Origin of the sequence: Streptomyces sp. NPDC101234, from assembly GCF_044767525.1 — a bacterium.
GTDB classification, from domain to species: domain Bacteria; phylum Actinomycetota; class Actinomycetes; order Streptomycetales; family Streptomycetaceae; genus Streptomyces; species Streptomyces sasae.
In genome coordinates this window covers 1-18,931 of the sequence record NZ_JBIWOA010000020.1, presented here as the reverse complement: position 1 = coordinate 18,931, position 18,931 = coordinate 1, and the positions used below count along the sequence as shown (strand labels likewise).

At 72.3% G+C, this 18,931-nt stretch carries 17 protein-coding genes; 14 read left to right on the top strand and 3 right to left on the bottom strand.

Annotated features, from left to right (window positions below):
- Nucleotides 1-13: 13 nt before the first annotated feature.
- The 4 genes from ACIRR9_RS32100 (at nt 14) to ACIRR9_RS32085 (ending at nt 5,658) form a co-directional block, all read left to right on the top strand.
- Entirely contained in the window at nt 14-3,223 is a 3,210-nt protein-coding gene (locus ACIRR9_RS32100) for a S41 family peptidase (protein ID WP_403758990.1), read from the top strand.
- Nucleotides 3,224-3,367: 144 nt separating this feature from the next.
- On the top strand, nt 3,368-3,721 hold the full coding sequence (locus ACIRR9_RS32095) for a histidine triad nucleotide-binding protein (protein ID WP_403758987.1): 354 nt from the start codon (nt 3,368-3,370) through the stop codon (nt 3,719-3,721).
- A 6-nt stretch (nt 3,722-3,727) separates the two neighbouring features.
- Entirely contained in the window at nt 3,728-4,633 is a 906-nt protein-coding gene (locus ACIRR9_RS32090; RefSeq protein ID WP_403758984.1) for a ribonuclease Z, read from the top strand.
- 20 nt (nt 4,634-4,653) lie between these two features.
- Nucleotides 4,654-5,658 (top strand): adenosine deaminase, encoded by a 1,005-nt coding sequence (locus ACIRR9_RS32085; RefSeq protein WP_403758981.1) that lies wholly within the window; start codon nt 4,654-4,656, stop codon nt 5,656-5,658.
- Nucleotides 5,659-5,718: 60 nt separating this feature from the next.
- Here ACIRR9_RS32085 and ACIRR9_RS32080 read toward each other — a convergent pair whose 3' ends face one another.
- Nucleotides 5,719-6,918 (bottom strand): MFS transporter, encoded by a 1,200-nt coding sequence (locus tag ACIRR9_RS32080; protein ID WP_403758979.1) that lies wholly within the window; start codon nt 6,916-6,918, stop codon nt 5,719-5,721.
- A gap of 263 nt (nt 6,919-7,181) precedes the next feature.
- Nucleotides 7,182-7,958: an IclR family transcriptional regulator gene (locus tag ACIRR9_RS32075; protein WP_403758976.1), complete on the bottom strand. Its 777-nt coding sequence runs from the start codon at nt 7,956-7,958 to the stop codon at nt 7,182-7,184.
- A 101-nt stretch (nt 7,959-8,059) separates the two neighbouring features.
- On the opposite strand from ACIRR9_RS32075, the gene ACIRR9_RS32070 reads away from it, so the two are divergent.
- The 3 genes from ACIRR9_RS32070 (at nt 8,060) to ACIRR9_RS32060 (ending at nt 11,582) form a co-directional block, all read left to right on the top strand.
- On the top strand, nt 8,060-9,010 hold the full coding sequence (locus ACIRR9_RS32070; RefSeq protein ID WP_403758973.1) for a 5-dehydro-4-deoxyglucarate dehydratase: 951 nt from the start codon (nt 8,060-8,062) through the stop codon (nt 9,008-9,010).
- The gene (locus ACIRR9_RS32065) at nt 9,007-10,296 is read left to right on the top strand and encodes a glucarate dehydratase family protein (RefSeq protein ID WP_403758970.1); all 1,290 of its coding nucleotides are present in this window, start codon (nt 9,007-9,009) and stop codon (nt 10,294-10,296) included. The genes ACIRR9_RS32070 and ACIRR9_RS32065 overlap by 4 nt, the downstream gene beginning before the upstream one ends.
- A 107-nt stretch (nt 10,297-10,403) precedes the next feature.
- Nucleotides 10,404-11,582, top strand: coding sequence for a PfkB family carbohydrate kinase (locus ACIRR9_RS32060; protein WP_403758967.1), 1,179 nt, complete (start codon nt 10,404-10,406; stop codon nt 11,580-11,582).
- A gap of 92 nt (nt 11,583-11,674) precedes the next feature.
- On the opposite strand, the gene ACIRR9_RS32055 is transcribed toward ACIRR9_RS32060, so the two are convergent.
- Nucleotides 11,675-12,364, bottom strand: coding sequence for an FAD binding domain-containing protein (locus ACIRR9_RS32055; RefSeq protein WP_403758964.1), 690 nt, complete (start codon nt 12,362-12,364; stop codon nt 11,675-11,677).
- Nucleotides 12,365-12,617: 253 nt separating this feature from the next.
- Here ACIRR9_RS32055 and ACIRR9_RS32050 point away from each other — a divergent pair, with 253 nt between their 5' ends.
- The 7 genes from ACIRR9_RS32050 to ACIRR9_RS32020 all read left to right on the top strand — a co-directional run bounded on the left by ACIRR9_RS32050 (nt 12,618) and on the right by ACIRR9_RS32020 (nt 18,785).
- Nucleotides 12,618-13,685, top strand: coding sequence for a PhoH family protein (locus ACIRR9_RS32050; protein ID WP_403758961.1), 1,068 nt, complete (start codon nt 12,618-12,620; stop codon nt 13,683-13,685).
- A 14-nt stretch (nt 13,686-13,699) separates the two neighbouring features.
- The gene (ybeY, locus tag ACIRR9_RS32045; protein WP_123977071.1) at nt 13,700-14,197 is read left to right on the top strand and encodes an rRNA maturation RNase YbeY; all 498 of its coding nucleotides are present in this window, start codon (nt 13,700-13,702) and stop codon (nt 14,195-14,197) included.
- A gap of 19 nt (nt 14,198-14,216) precedes the next feature.
- Nucleotides 14,217-15,518: a hemolysin family protein gene (locus tag ACIRR9_RS32040; protein WP_403758958.1), complete on the top strand. Its 1,302-nt coding sequence runs from the start codon at nt 14,217-14,219 to the stop codon at nt 15,516-15,518.
- On the top strand, nt 15,515-15,874 hold the full coding sequence (locus ACIRR9_RS32035) for an MmcQ/YjbR family DNA-binding protein (RefSeq protein ID WP_403758955.1): 360 nt from the start codon (nt 15,515-15,517) through the stop codon (nt 15,872-15,874). The genes ACIRR9_RS32040 and ACIRR9_RS32035 overlap by 4 nt, the downstream gene beginning before the upstream one ends.
- Before the next feature lie 43 nt (nt 15,875-15,917).
- Nucleotides 15,918-16,268 carry a cytidine deaminase gene (locus ACIRR9_RS32030; RefSeq protein ID WP_123977074.1) on the top strand — a complete coding sequence of 117 codons (351 nt, stop codon included), beginning with the start codon at nt 15,918-15,920 and terminating at the stop codon, nt 16,266-16,268.
- A gap of 556 nt (nt 16,269-16,824) precedes the next feature.
- The gene (locus ACIRR9_RS32025) at nt 16,825-17,292 is read left to right on the top strand and encodes a hypothetical protein (protein ID WP_403758952.1); all 468 of its coding nucleotides are present in this window, start codon (nt 16,825-16,827) and stop codon (nt 17,290-17,292) included.
- A gap of 158 nt (nt 17,293-17,450) precedes the next feature.
- A complete protein-coding gene (locus tag ACIRR9_RS32020) occupies nt 17,451-18,785 on the top strand; it encodes a beta-xylosidase (protein ID WP_403758949.1) in 1,335 nt (444 codons plus the stop codon).
- Nucleotides 18,786-18,931: the final 146 nt, after the last annotated feature.

Genomic DNA, 18,931 nt, shown 5'->3' with positions numbered 1-18,931 from the left:
ATAGGCTGAGCGGGTGACTCAGGGTGCAGCGACAGGACCGCGGTCCTACCTCCGATTTCCCCATGTCCACGGCGACCTGATCGCCTTCACCGCCGAGGACGACGTGTGGCTCGCGCCCCTCGACGGCGGCCGGGCCTGGCGGGTCAGCGCCGACAACGTCCCCGTGACCCTGCCCCGTATCTCCCCCGACGGGACCACGGTCGCCTGGACCTCCACCCGCGACGGCGCCCCGGAGATCCACATCGCCCCCGTCGACGGCGGCCCCTCGACCCGGCTGACGCACTGGGGGAGTGCGCGCACCCAGGTGCGCGGCTGGACCGACGACGGGCAGGTCCTCGCGATCACCACTTACGGCCAGGCCAGCCTCCGGCGCAGCTGGGCCCGTACCGTCCCGCTCGACGGCGGACCGTCCGCCGTCCTGCCGTACGGCCCGGTCGGCCATGTCGCCCACGGGCCGCACACCGTGCTGCTGTCCGCGCCGATGGGCCGCGAGGCGGCCTGGTGGAAGCGGTACCGGGGCGGTACGGCCGGGAAGCTCTGGATCGACCGGGCCGGGGACGGCGAGTTCGTACGGCTGCACGAGGAACTGGACGGGAACCTGGAGTACCCCGTGTGGGCCGGGGAGAGGATCGCGTTCCTCTCCGACCACGAGGGCACCGGGGCGCTGTACTCCTCCCTCGCCGACGGCTCCGACCTGCGCCGGCACACCCCCCTCGACGGCTTCTACGCCCGGCACGCGGCGAGCGACGGCACCCGGGTCGTGTACGCCTCGGCCGGTGAACTCTGGCTTCTGGACGACCTGGAGGGCGCCGAGCCGCGCCGCCTGGACGTCCGGCTCGGCGGGCCCCGCGTCGACCGGCAGCCGTACCCGGTCAACGCGGCCCGCTGGTTCGGCTCCGCCTCGCCCGACCACACCGCGCGCGGCAGCGCCGTCCTGGTACGCGGCGGCGTGCACTGGGTGACCCACCGGTCCGGCCCGGCGCGCGCCCTCGCCGCCCAGCCCGGGGTGCGTGCCCGGCGGCCCGTCACCTTCCGCGCGGACGCGGAGGAGTGGGTGGTGTGGGTGACGGACGCCGAGGGCGAGGACGCCCTGGAGTTCGCCCCCGCCACCGGCCTCGCGCCCGGCTCCACCCCGCGCCGGCTCGCCGCCGGACAGCTCGGCCGGGTCCTGGGGCTCGCCGTCGCCCCGGACGGCAGCCGGGTCGCCGTCGCCTCCCACGACGGACGCCTGCTCCTCGTCGAACGCGAGACGGGTGAGGTCAGGGAGGTGGACCGCAGCGAGGACGGCGACGTCTCCGGCCTCACCTTCTCGCCCGACTCGGGCTGGCTCGCCTGGTCGCACCCCGGCGCCGGCGGACTCGCCCAGCTCCGTATCGCCCACACCACCGACCTCACGGTCACCGAGGCGACCCCGCTGCGCTTCCAGGACTACGACCCCGCCTTCACCCGCGACGGCAAACACCTGGCGTTCCTCTCCACCCGCTCCTTCGACCCGGTCTACGACGAGCACGTCTTCGACCTGGCCTTCGTGGTCGGCGACCGCCCGCACCTGATCACCCTCGCCGCGACCACCCCCTCGCCGTTCGGGCCGCAGCGGCACGGCCGCCCCTTCGAGACCCCCGACAAGGACGAGACCCCGGACGCCGAGGGCACCCCCGCCACCCGCATCGACCTGGAGGGCCTCGCCGACCGGATCGTGCCCTTCCCCGTCGAGGCCGGCCGCTACTCCGGCCTGCGCGCCGCCAAGGACGGCGTCCTGTGGCTGCGCCACCCGGTGCGCGGTGTGCTCGGCGCCTCCCGCGCCCACCCCGAGGACCCCGAGCCCAAGACCGAGCTGGAGCGCTACGACCTCGCCCAGCAGCGCATCGAGTACCTCGCCTCCGACGCCGACCACTTCCAGGTCAGCGGCGACGGCAAACGCGTCCTGCTGTGGGCCGACGGCAAGCTCAAGGTCGTACCCAGCGACCGCCGCGCCTCGGGCGACGACGACAGCGACACCAACATCACCGTCGACCTGACCCGGGTACGGCAGACCGTCGACCCGGCCGCCGAGTGGCGGCAGATGTTCGACGAGACCGGCCGCATCATGCGCGACCAGTTCTGGCGCCCCGACCTCGGCGGCGTCGACTGGGACGGCGTCCTGGACCGCTACCGCCCGCTCGTCGACCGCTGCGCCACCCACGACGACCTCGTCGACCTGCTCTGGGAGGTGCAGGGCGAACTCGGCACCTCGCACGCCTATGTCACCCCGCGCGGCGGCCACGGCGGCGGCGCCCGCCAGGGCCTGCTCGGCGCCGACATCTCCCGGCACGCGGACGGCAGCTGGCGCATCGACCGGATCCTGCCCGCCGAGACCTCCGACCCCGGCGCCCGCTCCCCGCTCGCGGCACCCGGTGTCGCGGTCCGCGTCGGCGACGCGATCGTGGCCGTCGCCGGCCGCGCCGTCGACCCGGTGACCGGCCCCGGCCCGCTCCTCGTCGGCACGGCCGGCAAGGCGATCGAGCTGACCGTGTCCCCGGCCGGCGGCGGCGAGCTGCGCCACCCGGTCGTCGTCCCGGTCTCGGACGAGGAACCGCTGCGCTACCACGCCTGGGTCGCCGACCGCCGGGCCCATGTCCACACGGCGTCCGGCGGCCGCCTCGGCTACCTCCACGTCCCCGACATGCAGGCGCCCGGCTGGGCCCAGATCCACCGCGACCTGAGCGTGGAGATGGCCCGCGAGGGCATCGTCGTCGACGTCCGCGAGAACCGGGGCGGGCACACCTCCCAGCTCGTCGTCGAGAAACTGGCCCGGCGGATCGTCGGCTGGGACCTGCCGCGCGGCATGCGGCCCCACAGCTACCCGATGGACGCGCCCCGGGGGCCGGTGGTCGTCGTCGCGAACGAGTTCTCCGGCTCCGACGGGGACATCGTCAACGCGGCGATCAAGGCGCTCGGCATCGGCCCGGTGGTCGGCACCCGCACCTGGGGCGGCGTGATCGGCATCGACAGCCGCTACCGCCTGGTCGACGGCACGCTGGTCACCCAGCCGAAGTACGCGTTCTGGCTGGAGGGCTACGGCTGGGGCGTGGAGAACCACGGCGTCGACCCGGACGTGGAGGTCGTACAGACCCCGCAGGACTGGGGGGCGGGGCGGGATCCCCAGCTGGACGAGGCGGTGCGGATAGCGCTGGAGGCGCTTGAGACGACTCCCGCGAAGACCCCGCCGACGCTGCCGATGTAGGGAGGGGTGCCGGGTCCCACCCAGGGGCGGTGGGGGTACTCCCGGCCGAAGGCTGGGGGAGGAACCGCGCGATCGACCCCCCACGCACCCGCGCCCGACGACGATACGATGCCCCCGAAACTGATCACCCGGCGAGGAGAAAACATGGCAGGGGAACCTCAGGACGACTGCCTGTTCTGCAAGATCGTCGCAGGCCACGTCCCCGCGACGATCGTCCGCGAGACGGACACCACCGTCGCCTTCCGGGACATCAACCCCCAGGCGCCCACCCACGTCCTGGTGATCCCCAAGGTCCACTACAAGAACGCGGCCGAGCTCGCCGCAGGCGAGCCCGCCGTCGCCGCCGACATACTGCGCGAGGCGCAGACCGTCGCCGACGAGGACAAGCTGGAGAGCTACCGCATCGTCTTCAACACCGGCAGCGGCGCCGGCCAGACCGTCTGGCACGCCCACGCACACGTCCTCGGCGGCCGCGGCCTGCAGTGGCCGCCCGGATAACCCGCCGTGTCCGTACGTGAACTGGTGGTCCTCGGCACCGCCAGCCAGGTCCCCACCCGGCACCGCAACCACAACGGCTACCTGCTCCGCTGGGACGGCGAGGGCATCCTCTTCGACCCCGGCGAGGGCACCCAGCGGCAGATGCTGCGGGCCGGCGTCGCCGCGCACGACCTCAACCGGATCTGCGTCACCCACTTCCACGGCGACCACTCCCTCGGCCTCGCCGGCGTCATCCAGCGGATCAACCTCGACAAGGTCCCGCACCCGGTCACCGCCCACTACCCGAGGTCCGGGCAGCGCTTCTTCGACCGCCTCCGCTACGCCACCGCCTACCGCGAGACCGTCGGCATCACCGAGGCCCCGGTCGACGCGGACGGCGACCTCGCCGCCACCGGGTCGTACACGCTGGACACCCGAAAGCTGTCCCACCCCGTCGAGTCGTACGGCTACCGGCTCGTCGAACCCGACGGCCGCCGCATGCTGCCCGAACGGCTCGCCGCGCACGGGATCACCGGCCCCGACGTCGGCCGGATCCAGCGCGCGGGCGTCCTCGGGGACATCACGCTGGACGAGGTCAGCGAGGTGCGGCGCGGCCAGCGGTTCGCGTTCGTGATGGACACCCGGCTGTGCGAGGGCGTGCACGCCCTCGCTCAGGGCTGCGACCTGCTCGTCATCGAGTCCACGTTCCTCGACGAGGACGCCGGACTCGCCGAGGAACACGGCCACCTGACCGCCGGTCAGGCGGCGGCCGTCGCCCGGGAGGCGGGCGTACGGCACCTCGTGCTGACCCACTTCAGCCAGCGCTACTCGGAACCCGAGGAGTTCGAGCGGCAGGCGCGGGCCGCCGGATACGAGGGCGAGCTGACCGTGGCGCGGGATCTGCTCCGTGTGCCGGTTCCGAAGCGCAGGTGAAGCGGCCGTACCATGCTTTGATGCCCCTCCCCAAAGCTGAACTGCACCTCCACATCGAAGGCACCCTGGAGCCCGAACTGGCGTTCCGGCTCGCCGAGCGCAACGGCGTCGAACTGCCGTACGCGGACACCGAAGCGCTGCGCAAGGCGTACCAGTTCGAGGACCTGCAGTCCTTCCTGAACCTGTACTACGAGCTGATGGCCGTCCTGCGCACCGAGCAGGACTTCGAGGACCTCGCGAACGCCTACCTCGCCCGCGCCGCCGAGCAGGGCGTACGGCACGCCGAGATCTTCTTCGACCCGCAGGCGCACATCGCGCGGGGAGTGCCCATGGGCACGGTCGTCGAGGGGCTGTGGCGGGCGCTCGGCCACAGCGTCGAGAACCACGGCATCTCCACCCGGCTGATCATGTGCTTCCTGCGGGACGAGTCCGCCGAGTCCGCGATGGCGACACTGGAGGCCGCGAAGCCCTACCTCGACCGGATCACCGGCATCGGGCTGGACTCGGCCGAGGTCGGGCATCCGCCGGTCAAGTTCCGCGAGGTGTACGAGGCCGCGGCCGAGCTCGGGCTGCGGCGGGTGGCCCACGCCGGTGAGGAGGGGCCGCCGCAGTACATCACTGACTCGCTGGACCTGCTCGGTGTGGAGCGCATCGACCACGGGCTGCGCTGCATGGAGGACCCGGCGCTGGTGGAGCGGCTGGTGCGGGAGCGGATTCCGCTGACGCTGTGCCCGCTGTCGAACGTCCGGCTGCGCGCCGTCGACGTGCTGGCCGAGCATCCGCTTCCGGCCATGATCGAGGCCGGGCTGCTGTGCACGGTCAACTCCGACGACCCGGCCTACTTCGGCGGGTACGTCGCCGACAACTACCACGCCGTGCGCGACGCGCTGGGCCTGTCCAGGGAGCAGATGCGGGAGCTGGCCCGCAACTCCTTCGTCGCGTCCTTCCTGGAGGACGACGAGGAACTGCGGGCGCGGTACATCGCCGAGGTGGAGGCCTTCGAGTTCGGCCCCCACCGGCCCTAGGCCTCTGCGTCTTCAGGCCTCCAGGCCTCCAGGCCTCCAGGCCTCCATGCCTCCAGGCCTTTAGGCCGCGACGTCCAGTCGTACCGCCGTCTCGTCGGTGAGCGCCGAGTGGGTCGCGACGGTGGTGGTCCTGCGCCGCAGTGCCACCGCCGTCAGCGGGACCGCGACCGCCAGCAGGCCCACCGCCAGGATCGTCCCCATCGCCGGGAAACCGGCCCGGGCCGACAGCAGGCTGCCGATCACCGGGCCGGTGGCCGTGCCGAGCGACGACGCCGAGCCGACCAGTACCGCCCAGCGGCCCCGCGGGTCGAGGGAGGCGGCCAGGCCGATGACGTACGACAGGACGACCGGGTAGAGCACGTTCCAGGCGATCTCGCCGGCCGCGAACGTCGTCAGGTCGGTGGCGGACGCGCTGAGCGCGACGCAGCCCGCGATGAGAACCGTGCCCAGACCGATCGGCAGCGCCCGGCCGAGCCGCGGGCCCAGGGCGCCCGCCCCGACCACGCCCAGCAGACCGGCGCCGAGCGCCACCGCGAACACCCCGCCGACGGTCACCTCGCTGAGATGGGCCTGCGTCAGGCCGATCCGGCCGCTCACACCCCAGAGCGAGTTCTGCACGGCCGACCAGCACGGCATCGCGGCGGCCAGCAGCAGACCCGAGCGGAGGCGGGGGAGCCGGGAGCCGCCGGTGCCGGTGTCGGTGTCGGTGAGGGGGAGGGCCGGGGCGGTACGGGGGGAGAGACGGCCGGTGAGCGGCCAGACGGCGAGGGCGGTGAGCGCGATCGCGGCGAGGGGCTGCGCATGGCCGGGGCCGAGGTGCGGGACCGTCAGATAGACGGCACCGGCGAGGGCGGAGACGCCGAGCAGGCCGAGAGTGGTGACGCGGTGCGGGTCGCGCTGGGCTGCGATGCCGGTGGCGGCCACGGCGGTGATCGTGCCGGAGCCGAAGCCGCCGACGACCGCGCCGGCTATGACCGCCGGGACATGGGTGGTGAGGGCGGCGCCGCCGTAGCCGAGCGCGGCGAGGAGCAGGCCGGTCCGGGCGAGGGTACGGGGGCCGATGCGGTCCACGCGGGCGGCGAGCAGGAAGCCGGCCACCGCCGAACTCAGCAGCAGTGCACTGCCGACTGCGCCCGCCTGGGTGGCGGAGAGGGGGAGCCCCGACTCCAGCCTGCCGACGGTGGTCGGGAGGAGGTACGGGGCGAGGTACCCGGCCGTGAACAGGGCGACGAGGGGCCAGGGGGTGGTGCGGGCGGACACGGGCGTTCCCAGGGCATGCGAAAGGAGCGGTGGAGAAAGGGGGTTGGGCGCAGGCCGTCGAGGGACAGGAACGCGCGGGCAATTTGTATCAAGGGAGAGGGAGCGGAAGAAGGGCGGGGGGTGTGATGTGGAGCACGGTGTGGTTTGGCAGGTGGGGAGGGGGGTAGAAGCGCCGCGCGCCGTGGGGGAGCGGTGGGGTGGCGGGTGCGGGTTCGATGTGGCCGGTCGCGCAGTTCCCCGCGCCCCCAGGCAGGTGGGAACGCTCAGCGCCAGTTGACCGTGCCGCCCGTTGTCGCCGACTCGATTCTTGTGCGGGTTTCCTCCATCACCGCGACGATCTCCTCCTCGTGCTCCGGTGTCAGGCGGGCCACCGGTACCGAGCAGCTGATCGCGTCCTGGGCCGGGGTGTCGTAGCGCAGGGCGAAGCCGAAGCCGGCGATGCCGAGGACGCCCTCCTCGCGGTCGGTCGAGTAGCCGCGGCGGCGGACCTCGGCGAGATCCGCCGTGAGGGAGTCCCTGGTGGTGTGGGTGTTGGGGGTCAGTGCCCGGTACGGGCCCTCGGGCAGGGCGGTGTCCGCGCGTTCCGCCAGGAGCGCCTTGCCCAGGGCGCCCACGTGGGCCGGCAGGCGTCGGCCCACCCTGCTGATCGTGCGCAGGTACTCGTGGGACTCCCGGGTCGCCAGGTAGGCCACGTTCGTGCCGTCCAGCCGGGCGAGGTGGATCGTCTCGCCCAGTGCCTGGGACGCCTCGTCCAGGTACGGGCGTACGAGGCGGACGCGCGGGTCGGAGTCCAGATAGCTCGTGCCGGTCAGCAGGGTGCGGATGCCGATGCCGTAGAGGGAGCCGGTCGTGTCGGTGCGCACCCAGCCCCGGGTGATCAGCGTCTGCAGCAGGGCGTACATCGAGCTGCGCGGGACGCCGAGTTCGTCCGCCAGTTCCTGGAGCCGGGCCGGGCGGTCGCCGCGGGCCGCGAGGAGCTCCAGCAGCTCCACCGTGCGCGCCGCGGACTTCACCTCGCGGACGCCTGTTGTCTCGGACATGTGCTGATCGTAGAGGGGCGGGTGCGGGGTGTGCCGTTGACGGGGGTGCGTTCGCATATCTACCCTCTGTCTTCATACATGGATGTCATCTACATGGGGAGATGAATGCGGTGGGTGGAGAGCCGGGGAGTGTGGTGCGCAGGCTGCGGGACGGGATGGCGGGCGGGGTGCTGTCCTTCCCGCTGACCTCCTTCCGTGCCGACGGGTCCCTCGACGTCGACGGGTTCCGGGCGTACGTCGGCGCGCAGCTGGCCACCGCGCCCGGCGCGCTCTTCCCGGCCTGCGGGACGGGCGAGTTCTTCTCGCTGGACGAGGACGAGTACCGGCAGGTCGTGACCGTGGCGGTCGAGGAGGCCGGCGGCCGGGTACCCGTGGTCGCCGGGGTGGGGTACGGCTGGGCGCAGGCCGCCCGCTTCGCGCGCATCGCCGAAGATGCGGGGGCCGACGCCCTGCTGGTCCTGCCGCACTACCTCGTCGCCGCCCCGCAGGACGGACTGGTCGCCCAGCTGGAGCAGCTCGCGGCCCGGACGTCACTCCCGCTCATCGCCTACCAGCGCGGTCAAGTCGCCTACACGGCCGCCTCGTTGACGCGTATCGCCCGGATCCCCGGTGTCATCGGGCTCAAGGACGGGCACAGCGACCTCGACCGGCTCCAGCGGCTCACCCTCGCCGCCCCGGAGGGCTTCCTCTTCTTCAACGGCGCCGCCACCGCCGAGATCCAGGCCCGCGCCTACGCGACCGTCGGCGTCCCCGCCTACTCCTCCGCCGTGCACGCCTTCGCCCCCGAGATCGCGAACGCCTTCTTCACCGCCCTGCAGGGCGGCGACCACGGCACGGTCGACAAGCTGCTGCGCGACTTCTACGTCCCGCTCGTCGAACTCCGCGACCGCGTCCCCGGGTACGCCGTGTCGCTGGTCAAGGCGGCGGCCCGGCTGCGCGGCCGGCCGGTGGGCCCGGTACGCGCCCCGCTCACCGACCCCTCGCCCACCGACCTCGCCGACCTCCGGGCCTTGCTCACCACCGGACTCGACCTCGTAGGAGCGTCCCTGTGAACCTCACGATCACCGATGTCCGCCTCACCCCGATCCTGGTCGCCGACCCGCCGCTGCTGAACACACAGGGCGTGCACCAGCCGTACACGCCCCGGCTGATCGTGGAGGTGGAGACCGCCGACGGGGTGGTCGGGGTCGGCGAGACCTACGGCGACACCAAGTACCTGGAGCTGGCCCGGCCGTTCGCCGAGCGGCTGCGGGGACGGCAGGTCAGTGACCTGAACGGGCTGTTCACGGTCGCCGACGAGGTCGCCGTGGACGCGGCCCGGGTCTCCGGGCAGGTCGACGTCGGCGGGCTGCGAGGCGTCCAGACCGCCGACAAGCTGCGGCTGTCGGTCGTCTCCGGCTTCGAGGTCGCCTGCCTCGACGCCCTCGGCAAGGCGCTCGGGCTGCCCGTGCACACACTGCTCGGCGGCAAGGTGCGCGACTCGGTCGAGTACAGCGCGTACCTGTTCTACAAGTGGGCCGCGCATCCGGCGGGCGTCCCGGCGGAGGCCGACGACTGGGGCGCCGCGCTCGACCCGGCCGGGGTCGTGGCGCAGGCCCGCCGGTTCAAGGACCGTTACGGCTTCACCTCCTTCAAGCTCAAGGGCGGGGTCTTCCCGCCCGACGAGGAGATCGCGGCCGTACGCGCGCTGGCCGAGGCGTTCCCCGGGCACCCGCTGCGGCTCGACCCGAACGGCGCCTGGTCGGTCGAGACCTCGCTGAAGGTCGCGAAGGAACTCGGGAACGTCCTCGAATACCTGGAGGACCCGGCGCTCGGCACCCCGGCGATGGCGGAGGTGGCCGCGGGCACCGACGTGCCGCTCGCGACCAACATGTGCGTCACGACGTTCGGCGAGATCCGGGAGGCGTTCACCCGGGGCGCCGTCCAGGTCGTGCTCTCCGACCACCACTACTGGGGCGGGCTGCGCAACACCCGGGAACTGGCCGCCGTCTGCCGGACCTTCGGCGTCGGCGTCTCCATGCACTCCAACACCCACCTCGGGATCAGCCTCGCCGCGATGACCCACGTCGCCGCGACCGTCCCGGACCTCCACCACGCCTGCGACTCGCACTACCCCTGGCAGTCCGAGGACGTCCTCACCGAACGGCTCACCTTCGACGGCGGCCGGGTCACCGTCTCCGACGAGCCCGGCCTCGGCGTCGAACTCGACCACGAGCGGCTACGGCGGCTGCACCGGCGCTGGCTGGACGACGACGGGACGCTCCGCGACCGCGACGACGCGGCCGCGATGCGGGTGGCCGAGCCGGGGTGGCCGACACCGGCGGTACCGCGCTGGTAGCGGCGCCGGAAGGGACGCTCGTTCGGGCGGTCGCACGGCGGGGGCGGCCGCCTCTGCCGTGACATGGTGCACACTTGCCGGATCCGCACCACGTCAGGGAGCGCACCGTGACCGCGTCCAACGCGTTCGCCGGAGAGGAACCGGAGTACCTCGACGACGACATCGGAGCAGCAACAGAACCGCACTGCCCGGCCCAGGTCGACCCGCTGGCCGGCCTGCGCACGCCGGACGATCCGCCCTGGGACGTCTACCTCACCGGCACCGTCTTCCTCGACATCATCTTCACCGGCCTCGGCTCCGCGCCGGTGCGCGGCACCGAGTCCTGGGCCCGGGGCATGGGCTCCAGCCCCGGCGGCATCGCCAACATGGCCACCGCCCTCGCCCGCCTGGGGCTGAAGACCTCCCTCGCGGCGGCCTTCGGCGACGACCACTACGGCGAGTACTGCTGGGACACGCTCGCCCAGGGCGAGGGCATCGACCTCTCCCCGTCGCGGACCGTACGCGGCTGGCACTCCCCGGTCACCGTCTCCATGGCCTACGAGGGGGAGCGGACCATGGTGTCGCACGGGCACGAGCCGCCCGCCGACACGCTGTTCCGCCAGCAGAACGCGCCCGGGCACCCCGCCCGGGCCCGCGCCGCGGTCGCCTCCCTCACGCCCGGCGAACGCAACCCGTGGATCGCCAAGGCCGCCGCCGAGGGGACCCGGATCTTCGGCGACGTCGGCTGGGACGACACCGGGGCGTGGGATCTGGCCGGCCTCGCCGACCTCGAACACTGCGAGGCGTTCCTGCCGAACGCGGCGGAGGCGATGCGGTACACCCGCTCCGACTGCCCGCGCGCCGCGGCCCACGCCCTCGCCGAGTACGTGCCCCTCGCCGTGGTCACCCTCGGGGCGGACGGGGCGTACGCGGTCGACGGCCGCACCGGCGAGTCCGCGGAGGTCCCGGCGATCGCCGTGGAGGCCCTCGACCCGACCGGCGCGGGCGATGTCTTCGTCGCCGGTTTCGTCACCGGCACGCTCGCCGACTGGCCGCTCGCCGACCGCCTGGCCTTCGCCGGCCTCACCGCGGCGCTCTCGGTGCAGGAGTTCGGCGGCTCCCTGTCCGCTCCCGGGTGGTCGGAGATCGGGGCGTGGTGGCGCAAGGTCCAGTCCGTGGAAGGCCAGGATCCGGCGGCACTGCGGCGGTACGCGTTCCTGGAGGGCCTGGTGCCGGGGGAGGAACTGGTGCGGCCGTGGCCCCTGCGGAGAGCAGTACCGACGATCGGGTTCGGCCGGGCGGGGTGAGGGCGGGGGGTGTCGCTTACCGGCGCCGGGGGAGGAGCTGCGCGATCAGCCCCCACCGGCCCGCAGCCGACGACGAACCGACACCGCCCCACCTACTCCCCGTGCACCTTGGCAACCTGCTCCCGCACCAGTTCCCGCCCCGCCTCCGACACCCCCGACAACGCCCCGGCGAACAGTTCCTCCAGCTCACCCCCGTCGGCGCCCACCTCACCGCTGCTCACCGCATACCCCTCCCGCACCGCGACCCGCAGCACACCCTCCGTGTCCACCGCCGCCGCGGCGATCGTCGGGACCTCTCCGCCCGCCGGATCGGCGACCTTCACGTAGGCGCCCTTCACCGGCTCCCGCCAGCGCAGCGCCAGCAGCACCGGCGACTTGGCCTGCACCTCGGTCAGGTCCACCTCGTACACACCGTCCGCCGTGAGCACATCGGCCCGCGCGTCCAGCACGATCGCCGCCGGCAACAGATCCCGCAGGGTCGACCCGGCGATGTTCCCGCCCACCGTCGCCGCGCGGCGCACCGCACCCGTACCGACACCCTTCGCCGCCCTCCGCAGCAGCTCCGGAACACGCTCGTCGACCTGGTGGAGCAGCACCGCGCCGCCCAGCACCCCGTCCCCGATGACCGTCGCCTCCGGCACCCCCCGCAGGGACACCGCCTGTTCCGGGAAGCCGTCCCGCTGCCACGCGGCCCACACGAGGGTCGCCCCGCCGACGGGTATCGCCCCCTCGGCCAGACATTCCCGGGCCTCGGACACCGACGTGGGCAGACGCAGCTGCACGGCTACCTGCTTTCTGTACGGACAGGTGACGTGGAGCGGACGCGGCCCCTCCGGCCACGTGATGGCAGTGACGGCCCGGATTCTGCCCCGGCGTGCGGGAGCGCATGCAGGGCTCACCGTTTCACCGGGGGCGCCTTCCACTGCGAAAAGGCCTACGGCGTTGTCAGTCCCGCGTCGTACGCTTGATACCGCGAGGCCGCCCTCAGCTACGCGGCCGTGAAGAGGAGGAACCGCAGGCCTTAAGCGCCGGCCCATGACTCAGACACCCACAGCTCACTCTCCCGCGCAGCAGCAGGCCCGAGCTCAGTTCGAGGTTCCCGCCCAGCACCCCATGGTCACCGTGCTGGGATCCGGCGACTCCCTGCTGCGCGTGATCGAGAAGGCCTTCCCGGCGGCCGACATACACGTCCGGGGCAATGAGATCAGCGCGGTCGGCGACGCGCACGAAGTCGCCCTCGTCCAGCGCCTGTTCGACGAGATGATGCTGGTGCTCCGCACCGGACAGCCGATGACGGAGGACGCAGTGGAACGCTCGATCGCCATGCTGCGGGCGAGTGAGAACGGGGAGGGCGCGGAGGAGACCCCGGCCCAGGTTCTGACCCAGAACATCCTGTCCTCGCGCGGCCGCACCATCCGCCCCAAGACCCTGAACCAGAAGCGGTACGTCGACGCGATCGACAAGCACACGATCGTCTTCGGCATCGGCCCCGCCGGTACCGGAAAGACGTATCTGGCCATGGCCAAGGCGGTGCAGGCCCTGCAGTCCAAGCAGGTCAACCGCATCATCCTGACCCGGCCGGCCGTGGAGGCGGGCGAGCGGCTGGGCTTCCTGCCCGGCACGCTCTACGAGAAGATCGACCCCTACCTGCGGCCGTTGTACGACGCGCTGCACGACATGCTCGACCCGGACTCGATCCCGCGCCTGATGGCGGCCGGGACGATCGAGGTGGCCCCCCTCGCCTACATGCGAGGCCGCACCCTCAACGACGCCTTCATCATTCTCGACGAGGCCCAGAACACCTCGCCCGAGCAGATGAAGATGTTCCTCACCCGGCTCGGCTTCGAATCGAAGATCGTGATCACGGGTGACGTCACCCAGGTCGACCTGCCCAACGGGACCAAGTCCGGTCTGCGCCAGGTGCAGGACATCCTGGAGGGCCTGGAGGACGTGCACTTCTCCCGTCTCACGTCCCACGATGTCGTACGGCACAAGCTGGTGGGCCGTATCGTCGACGCGTACGAGAAGTACGACAGCAAGCACGGCACGGAGAACGGCGCCCACCAGGGCGGCCGCTCGAAGGCCGGGCACAAGGGGAAGTAGACAAGCACAGCGCCATGTCGATCGACGTCAACAACGAGTCCGGAACCGAGGTCGACGAGCAGGCGATCCTCGACATCGCCCGCTACGCACTCGCACGGATGCGCATCCACCCGCTCTCCGAGCTCTCGGTGATCGTCGTGGACGCCGACGCCATGGAGCAGCTGCACATCCAGTGGATGGACCTGCCGGGTCCGACCGATGTGATGTCCTTCCCGATGGACGAGCTGCGGCCGCCGTCGAAGGACGAGGAGGAGCCCCCGCAGGGGCTGCTCGGCGACATCGTGCTCTGCCCGGAGGTCGCCGCCAAGCAGGGCGCCGAGGCCGAGACCCAGCACTCCATGGACGAGGAGCTCCAGCTGCTCACCGTCCATGGAGTGCTGCACCTGCTCGGCTACGACCACGAGGAGCCCGACGAGAAGGCCGAGATGTTCGGCCTTCAGGCGGCCATCGTGGACGGCTGGCGGTCGGAGCAGGGCCTGACCGGCCCGTCCCCGGCGCCGACGGTCTCGTAAGCGGCCGGGTCGTATTCGTATGAGTCCGCAGATCGTCCTCGGCGCGATCGCGCTGGTCGTCGTCGCCTGGCTGGCCGCCTGCGCCGAGGCCGGTATCGCCCGTGTCTCCAGCTTCCGCGCCGAGGAGGCCGTGAAGTCCGGGCGGCGCGGCAGCGCCAAGCTCGCCCAGGTCGCCGCCGACCCCACCCGCTACCTCAATGTGGCGCTGCTGGTCCGCGTCGCCTGCGAGATGGCCGCCGCGGCCCTGGTCACCTACGCCTGCCTGGAGGAGATCCCCACCACCTGGCAGGCGCTGCTCGCCGCGATCGGCGTGATGGTGCTGGTGTCGTACGTCGCCGTCGGCGTCTCCCCGCGCACCATCGGCCGCCAGCACCCGCTGAACACGGCCACGGCCGCCGCGTACGTGCTGCTGCCGCTGGCCCGCGTCATGGGCCCGATCCCCTACCTGCTCATCCTCCTCGGCAACGCGCTCACCCCCGGCAAGGGCTTCAGGCGCGGCCCGTTCGCCTCCGAGGCCGAACTGCGGGCCCTGGTCGACCTCGCCGAGCAGGAGTCGCTGATCGAGGACGAGGAGCGCCGTATGGTGCACTCGGTCTTCGAGCTGGGTGACACGCTGGTCCGGGAGGTCATGGTCCCGCGCACCGACCTCGTCGTCATCGAGCGCTACAAGACCATCCGCCAGGCCCTCACCCTCGCGCTGCGCTCGGGTTTCTCGCGGATACCCGTCGCCGGGGAGAGCGAGGACGACATCGTCGGGATCGTGTATCTGAAGGACCTGGTCCGCAAGACGCACATCAGCCGGGACGCGGAGTCCGACCTGGTCTCCACCGCCATGCGGCCCGCGTTCTTCGTGCCCGACACCAAGAACGCCGGCGACCTGCTGCGCGAGATGCAGAAGGAGCACAACCACGTCGCCGTCGTCATCGACGAGTACGGCGGCACGGCCGGGATCGTCACCATCGAGGACATCCTGGAGGAGATCGTCGGCGAGATCACCGACGAGTACGACCGGGAACTCCCGCCCGTCACCGACCTCGGCGACGACCGCCACCGGGTCACCGCCCGCCTCGACATCACGGACCTCGGCGAGCTGTACGGCCTGGAGGAGTACGACGACGAGGACGTGGAGACCGTCGGCGGACTGCTCGCCAAGGCGCTCGGCCGGGTACCCATCGCCGGTGCCTCCGCACAGGTGGAACTCCCGGACGGCCGCAAGCTGGCGCTGACCGCCGAGGCGGCCGCCGGACGCCGGAACAAGATCGTGACGGTGCTGGTGGAGCCGGTGCCCGCGGCCGAGGACGCGGAGGAGACCTCCGAGTGACCCCGGCCCAACTCCGCGCCTTCTGCCTCTCCTTCAATGCGGCCGAGGAGGACTTCCCCTTCAACCCGGACATCTCCGTCTTCAAGGTGCTCGGCAAGATGTTCGCGCTGAGCTGGATGGACGGCAGGCCCCTCAAGGTCAACCTCAAGTGCGACCCCGAGGACGCGGTGCGGCTGCGCGGCGAGCACGAGGGGCTGATCGCGCCGGGATATCACATGAACAAGCGGCACTGGAACACCGTGACCGTGGACAGCGACCTCCCCGACCGGTTGGTGAAAGAGCTGATCGAGGACTCGTACGACCTCGTCGTCGCCGGCCTGCCGAGAGCGGAGCGACTGCGGCTGGACCGGTCGTGAACCGGGTTGACCGAGTCAAGCGCGCGGTTCGTATGCTCGGGGTATGACCGACAGCAACGCGCTTGATCCCGAGGACCGCAAGATCGTCACCCTGGCCCGCTCGGCCCGGGCCCGCAACGGGGTGCCCGAGGGGGCGGCCGTACGGGACTCGACGGGCCGTACGTATGTGGCGGGGACCGTCGAACTGGCCTCGCTGAAGCTGAGCGCGCTGCGGACGGCGGTGGCGATGGCGGTGGCGTCGGGGGCGGAGTCGCTGGAGGCGGCGGCGGTCGTGACGGGGGCCGACGGGGTTTGTGCGGAGGATGTTGCCGCGGTGCGGGATCTTGGGGGGCCGGGGACGCCGGTGCTGCTGGCGGGGCCGGACGGCGAAGTGCGGCTCACTGTCCCCGCCTGACCTTGCCCACCCACCCGACCCGGTCGCCGGAGAGGCGAGGGGTTGCTTGACTCCGTCGGGTGAGGGGCGGGGGTTCGTTGACTTGGGTGGGCGGGGTGGATGGGCGGGTGCGGCGCCGTCGTGGTTGCTCGCGCAGTTCCCGGCGTCCCTGAAGGGGCGCTGACTGATCCCACCGCAAGGGGCGCGACCAGCCCCCCCGCCCCGCCGCAACCACCCCTCCGGCGAATGGCCCCGCTCGGCAGCCGGCTTCGGCCGTCCCACCTCAAGGGGCGCGGGGAACTGCGCGACCGGCCCCCGCGCACCCGCACCCGCACCGCCGTCGCAACCCGCACCCACCCCCTCGGCCAGGCGTCGCAGACAGTAGGCCGGAATTCAACCTTGTCGGTCCGAGTCTCTCGCGTGTCAATGGGACCGTACGTTCCGACGGACCGTCAGATTCGGACGGGCCGTCGGATTCGGCGCCCCGCGGTGTGCCCGCATCCACCCGGACCGGGGTCGTCGCCATCCCCACATGGCATTCCCAGGCAACGTGCAACGGGAAGGGAGCACTGTCCCCATGAAGCGAATCACCACCGGTGCGGCACTCGCGGCGGGAGCCCTCGCCGCCACGGCGCTGGCCTTCGCGCCATCGGCCGCCGCCGTCACCCCCACCACCGCGACCGTCACCGCCAGCTGCGGCATCTTCGGCGGCGGCGCGGCCACCCTCACCGCGACCCAGAGCGGCACGAGCGCCACCCTCACGCTCACCTCCAGCGCGATCACCACCCCGCTCGCCCTGTCGGCGAACTCCATCGCCTCCACGCTGACCATGGCCAACTCCACCGGTGCCACCCGGACCTTCAGCGGCACCGTGAACCCGGCCATGGCCGCCGGCTCCGCGGTCACCGTCGGCCCGCTCCCCGGTACCGTGGCCTCCGGTGACAGCCTCGACTTCTACGGCGGCTCGCTGAAGATGGTCATCTTCGGTGTCACCGTCACCTGTACGTCCAGCGCCGCCCAGTCACCCGGACCCTTCGTCTTCTGACCGGTCCGGCTGACGGGTTCGTTCCGGATGCCGCAGAAGCTGATGAACCGTCAGGTTTCTGCGGCATCTCCATTGACTTCTCACGCGCCCTCCACATCAATGGCCCCCTGTCGGCGCAGAGGAGCCGCTGCGCCCGCAACCCTCAGGAGGGGGCTTCCATGGGTTCACCCCCAAGATCACGAAGATCCCGACGGTGGCGCTTGATCTCACTGTTCGGGGCGACCGCGCTCGCGGTCACGGCGGGCGGCGCGCTGGCCTGTCCGGCCGGTGCCGCCGGGACGAACGTCGACTTCGCCACGCACTGCATCCCGCCCGCCGTCGCGGGCCTCCCGCCGATCGACGGCACCACCACCGCCAACATCTCGGTGGACAACACCAGCCCCAAGGTCGGCGACACGGTCACCGTGACCTACACCGTGGTCACGCCCGCCGCCAACAACCCCACCGCCCTCGCCCTGCCGGCCGACATCATGACGCCGACGGGGAAGGTGACGCTGGGTGGCGCGCAGACCGGGGACGTCACGGTCGCCGGGCCGAAGAAGAACGATCCGGTGCCGGGGTACGGGACCTTCCCGTCGTTCTCGATGACCGGGACGTTCACCGTCACCTCGCCGGGTGCCATCACGCTCTCGCCCGGTGACTACAACATCCACACCAGCTACATCCTGGAGCTGGACACCCCCTGCACGGTCACCAACCCGCCCGCACCGGTGTCGGAGACCGTCACGGCGACCGCCACCACCCCGGTCAACAACCGTGCCATCAGCCTGAGTTCGGCCTCCGGGAACCCCGGTGACAGCGTGACCGTCAGCGGCCAGAACTTCACGCCGGGCGCGACCGTGACGCTGGCCGGGCGGTCGGGCAGCAGCCAGACCGCGGACACGGCGACCGCCACCGCGGGCACCGACGGTTCCTTCAGCGCTCCGATCACCGTCAACGACAAGACGACGACCGGGATCGTGGCGTACGAGGGGAGTGCGTGGAGCGACTCCCTGGGGGCCGGGCCCGCCGCGTACGTCGTGAACGACACGACCCCCGTGCCGGCCGGGAGCCAGAAGCTGACCACCACCGTCAAGGCGGGGACCCTGTCCATGTCCCAGGCCGGGGACTCCGTCGCGCTGTCGGCGGTCGACTTCGGTCAGGGCGGGGCGTCCACGGGCAATCTGCAGACCGTCACCGTCAAGGACTTCCGTGGCGGGCCGGCCGGCTGGTCGCTCACCGGCAAGGTCACCGACTTCACCGGACCCGGTGCCAAGATCGACGCGGGCAAGCTCAGCTGGACCCCCGCCTGCGCGACCAAGTCGGGCAGCCCCAGCACCTGCACGGCAGGCTCCGCGGGCACCGTCGGCAGTTCCGGAGCGACCCTCGCGTCGACCCCGGACGGCACGCTCACCGGCGGCCAGTTCACCGTCGACGCCGGACTCTCCCTGGACGTACCGGCGTTCACGCCTCCGGGGTCGTACTCCGGAGTCCTCACCCTGACGCTCACCTGAGCCGACTCCGCCGTGGGGGGGGGGGGGGGGCGCCCCCCCCCCCCCCCCCCCCGCCCGGCGCCCCCCCCCCCCCCCCGGGGGGCGCCCCCAAGCGGCGGAGCGCCCACCCCGAATTGCAAAGACAGAGACAGCTCCACGGCGCCCCC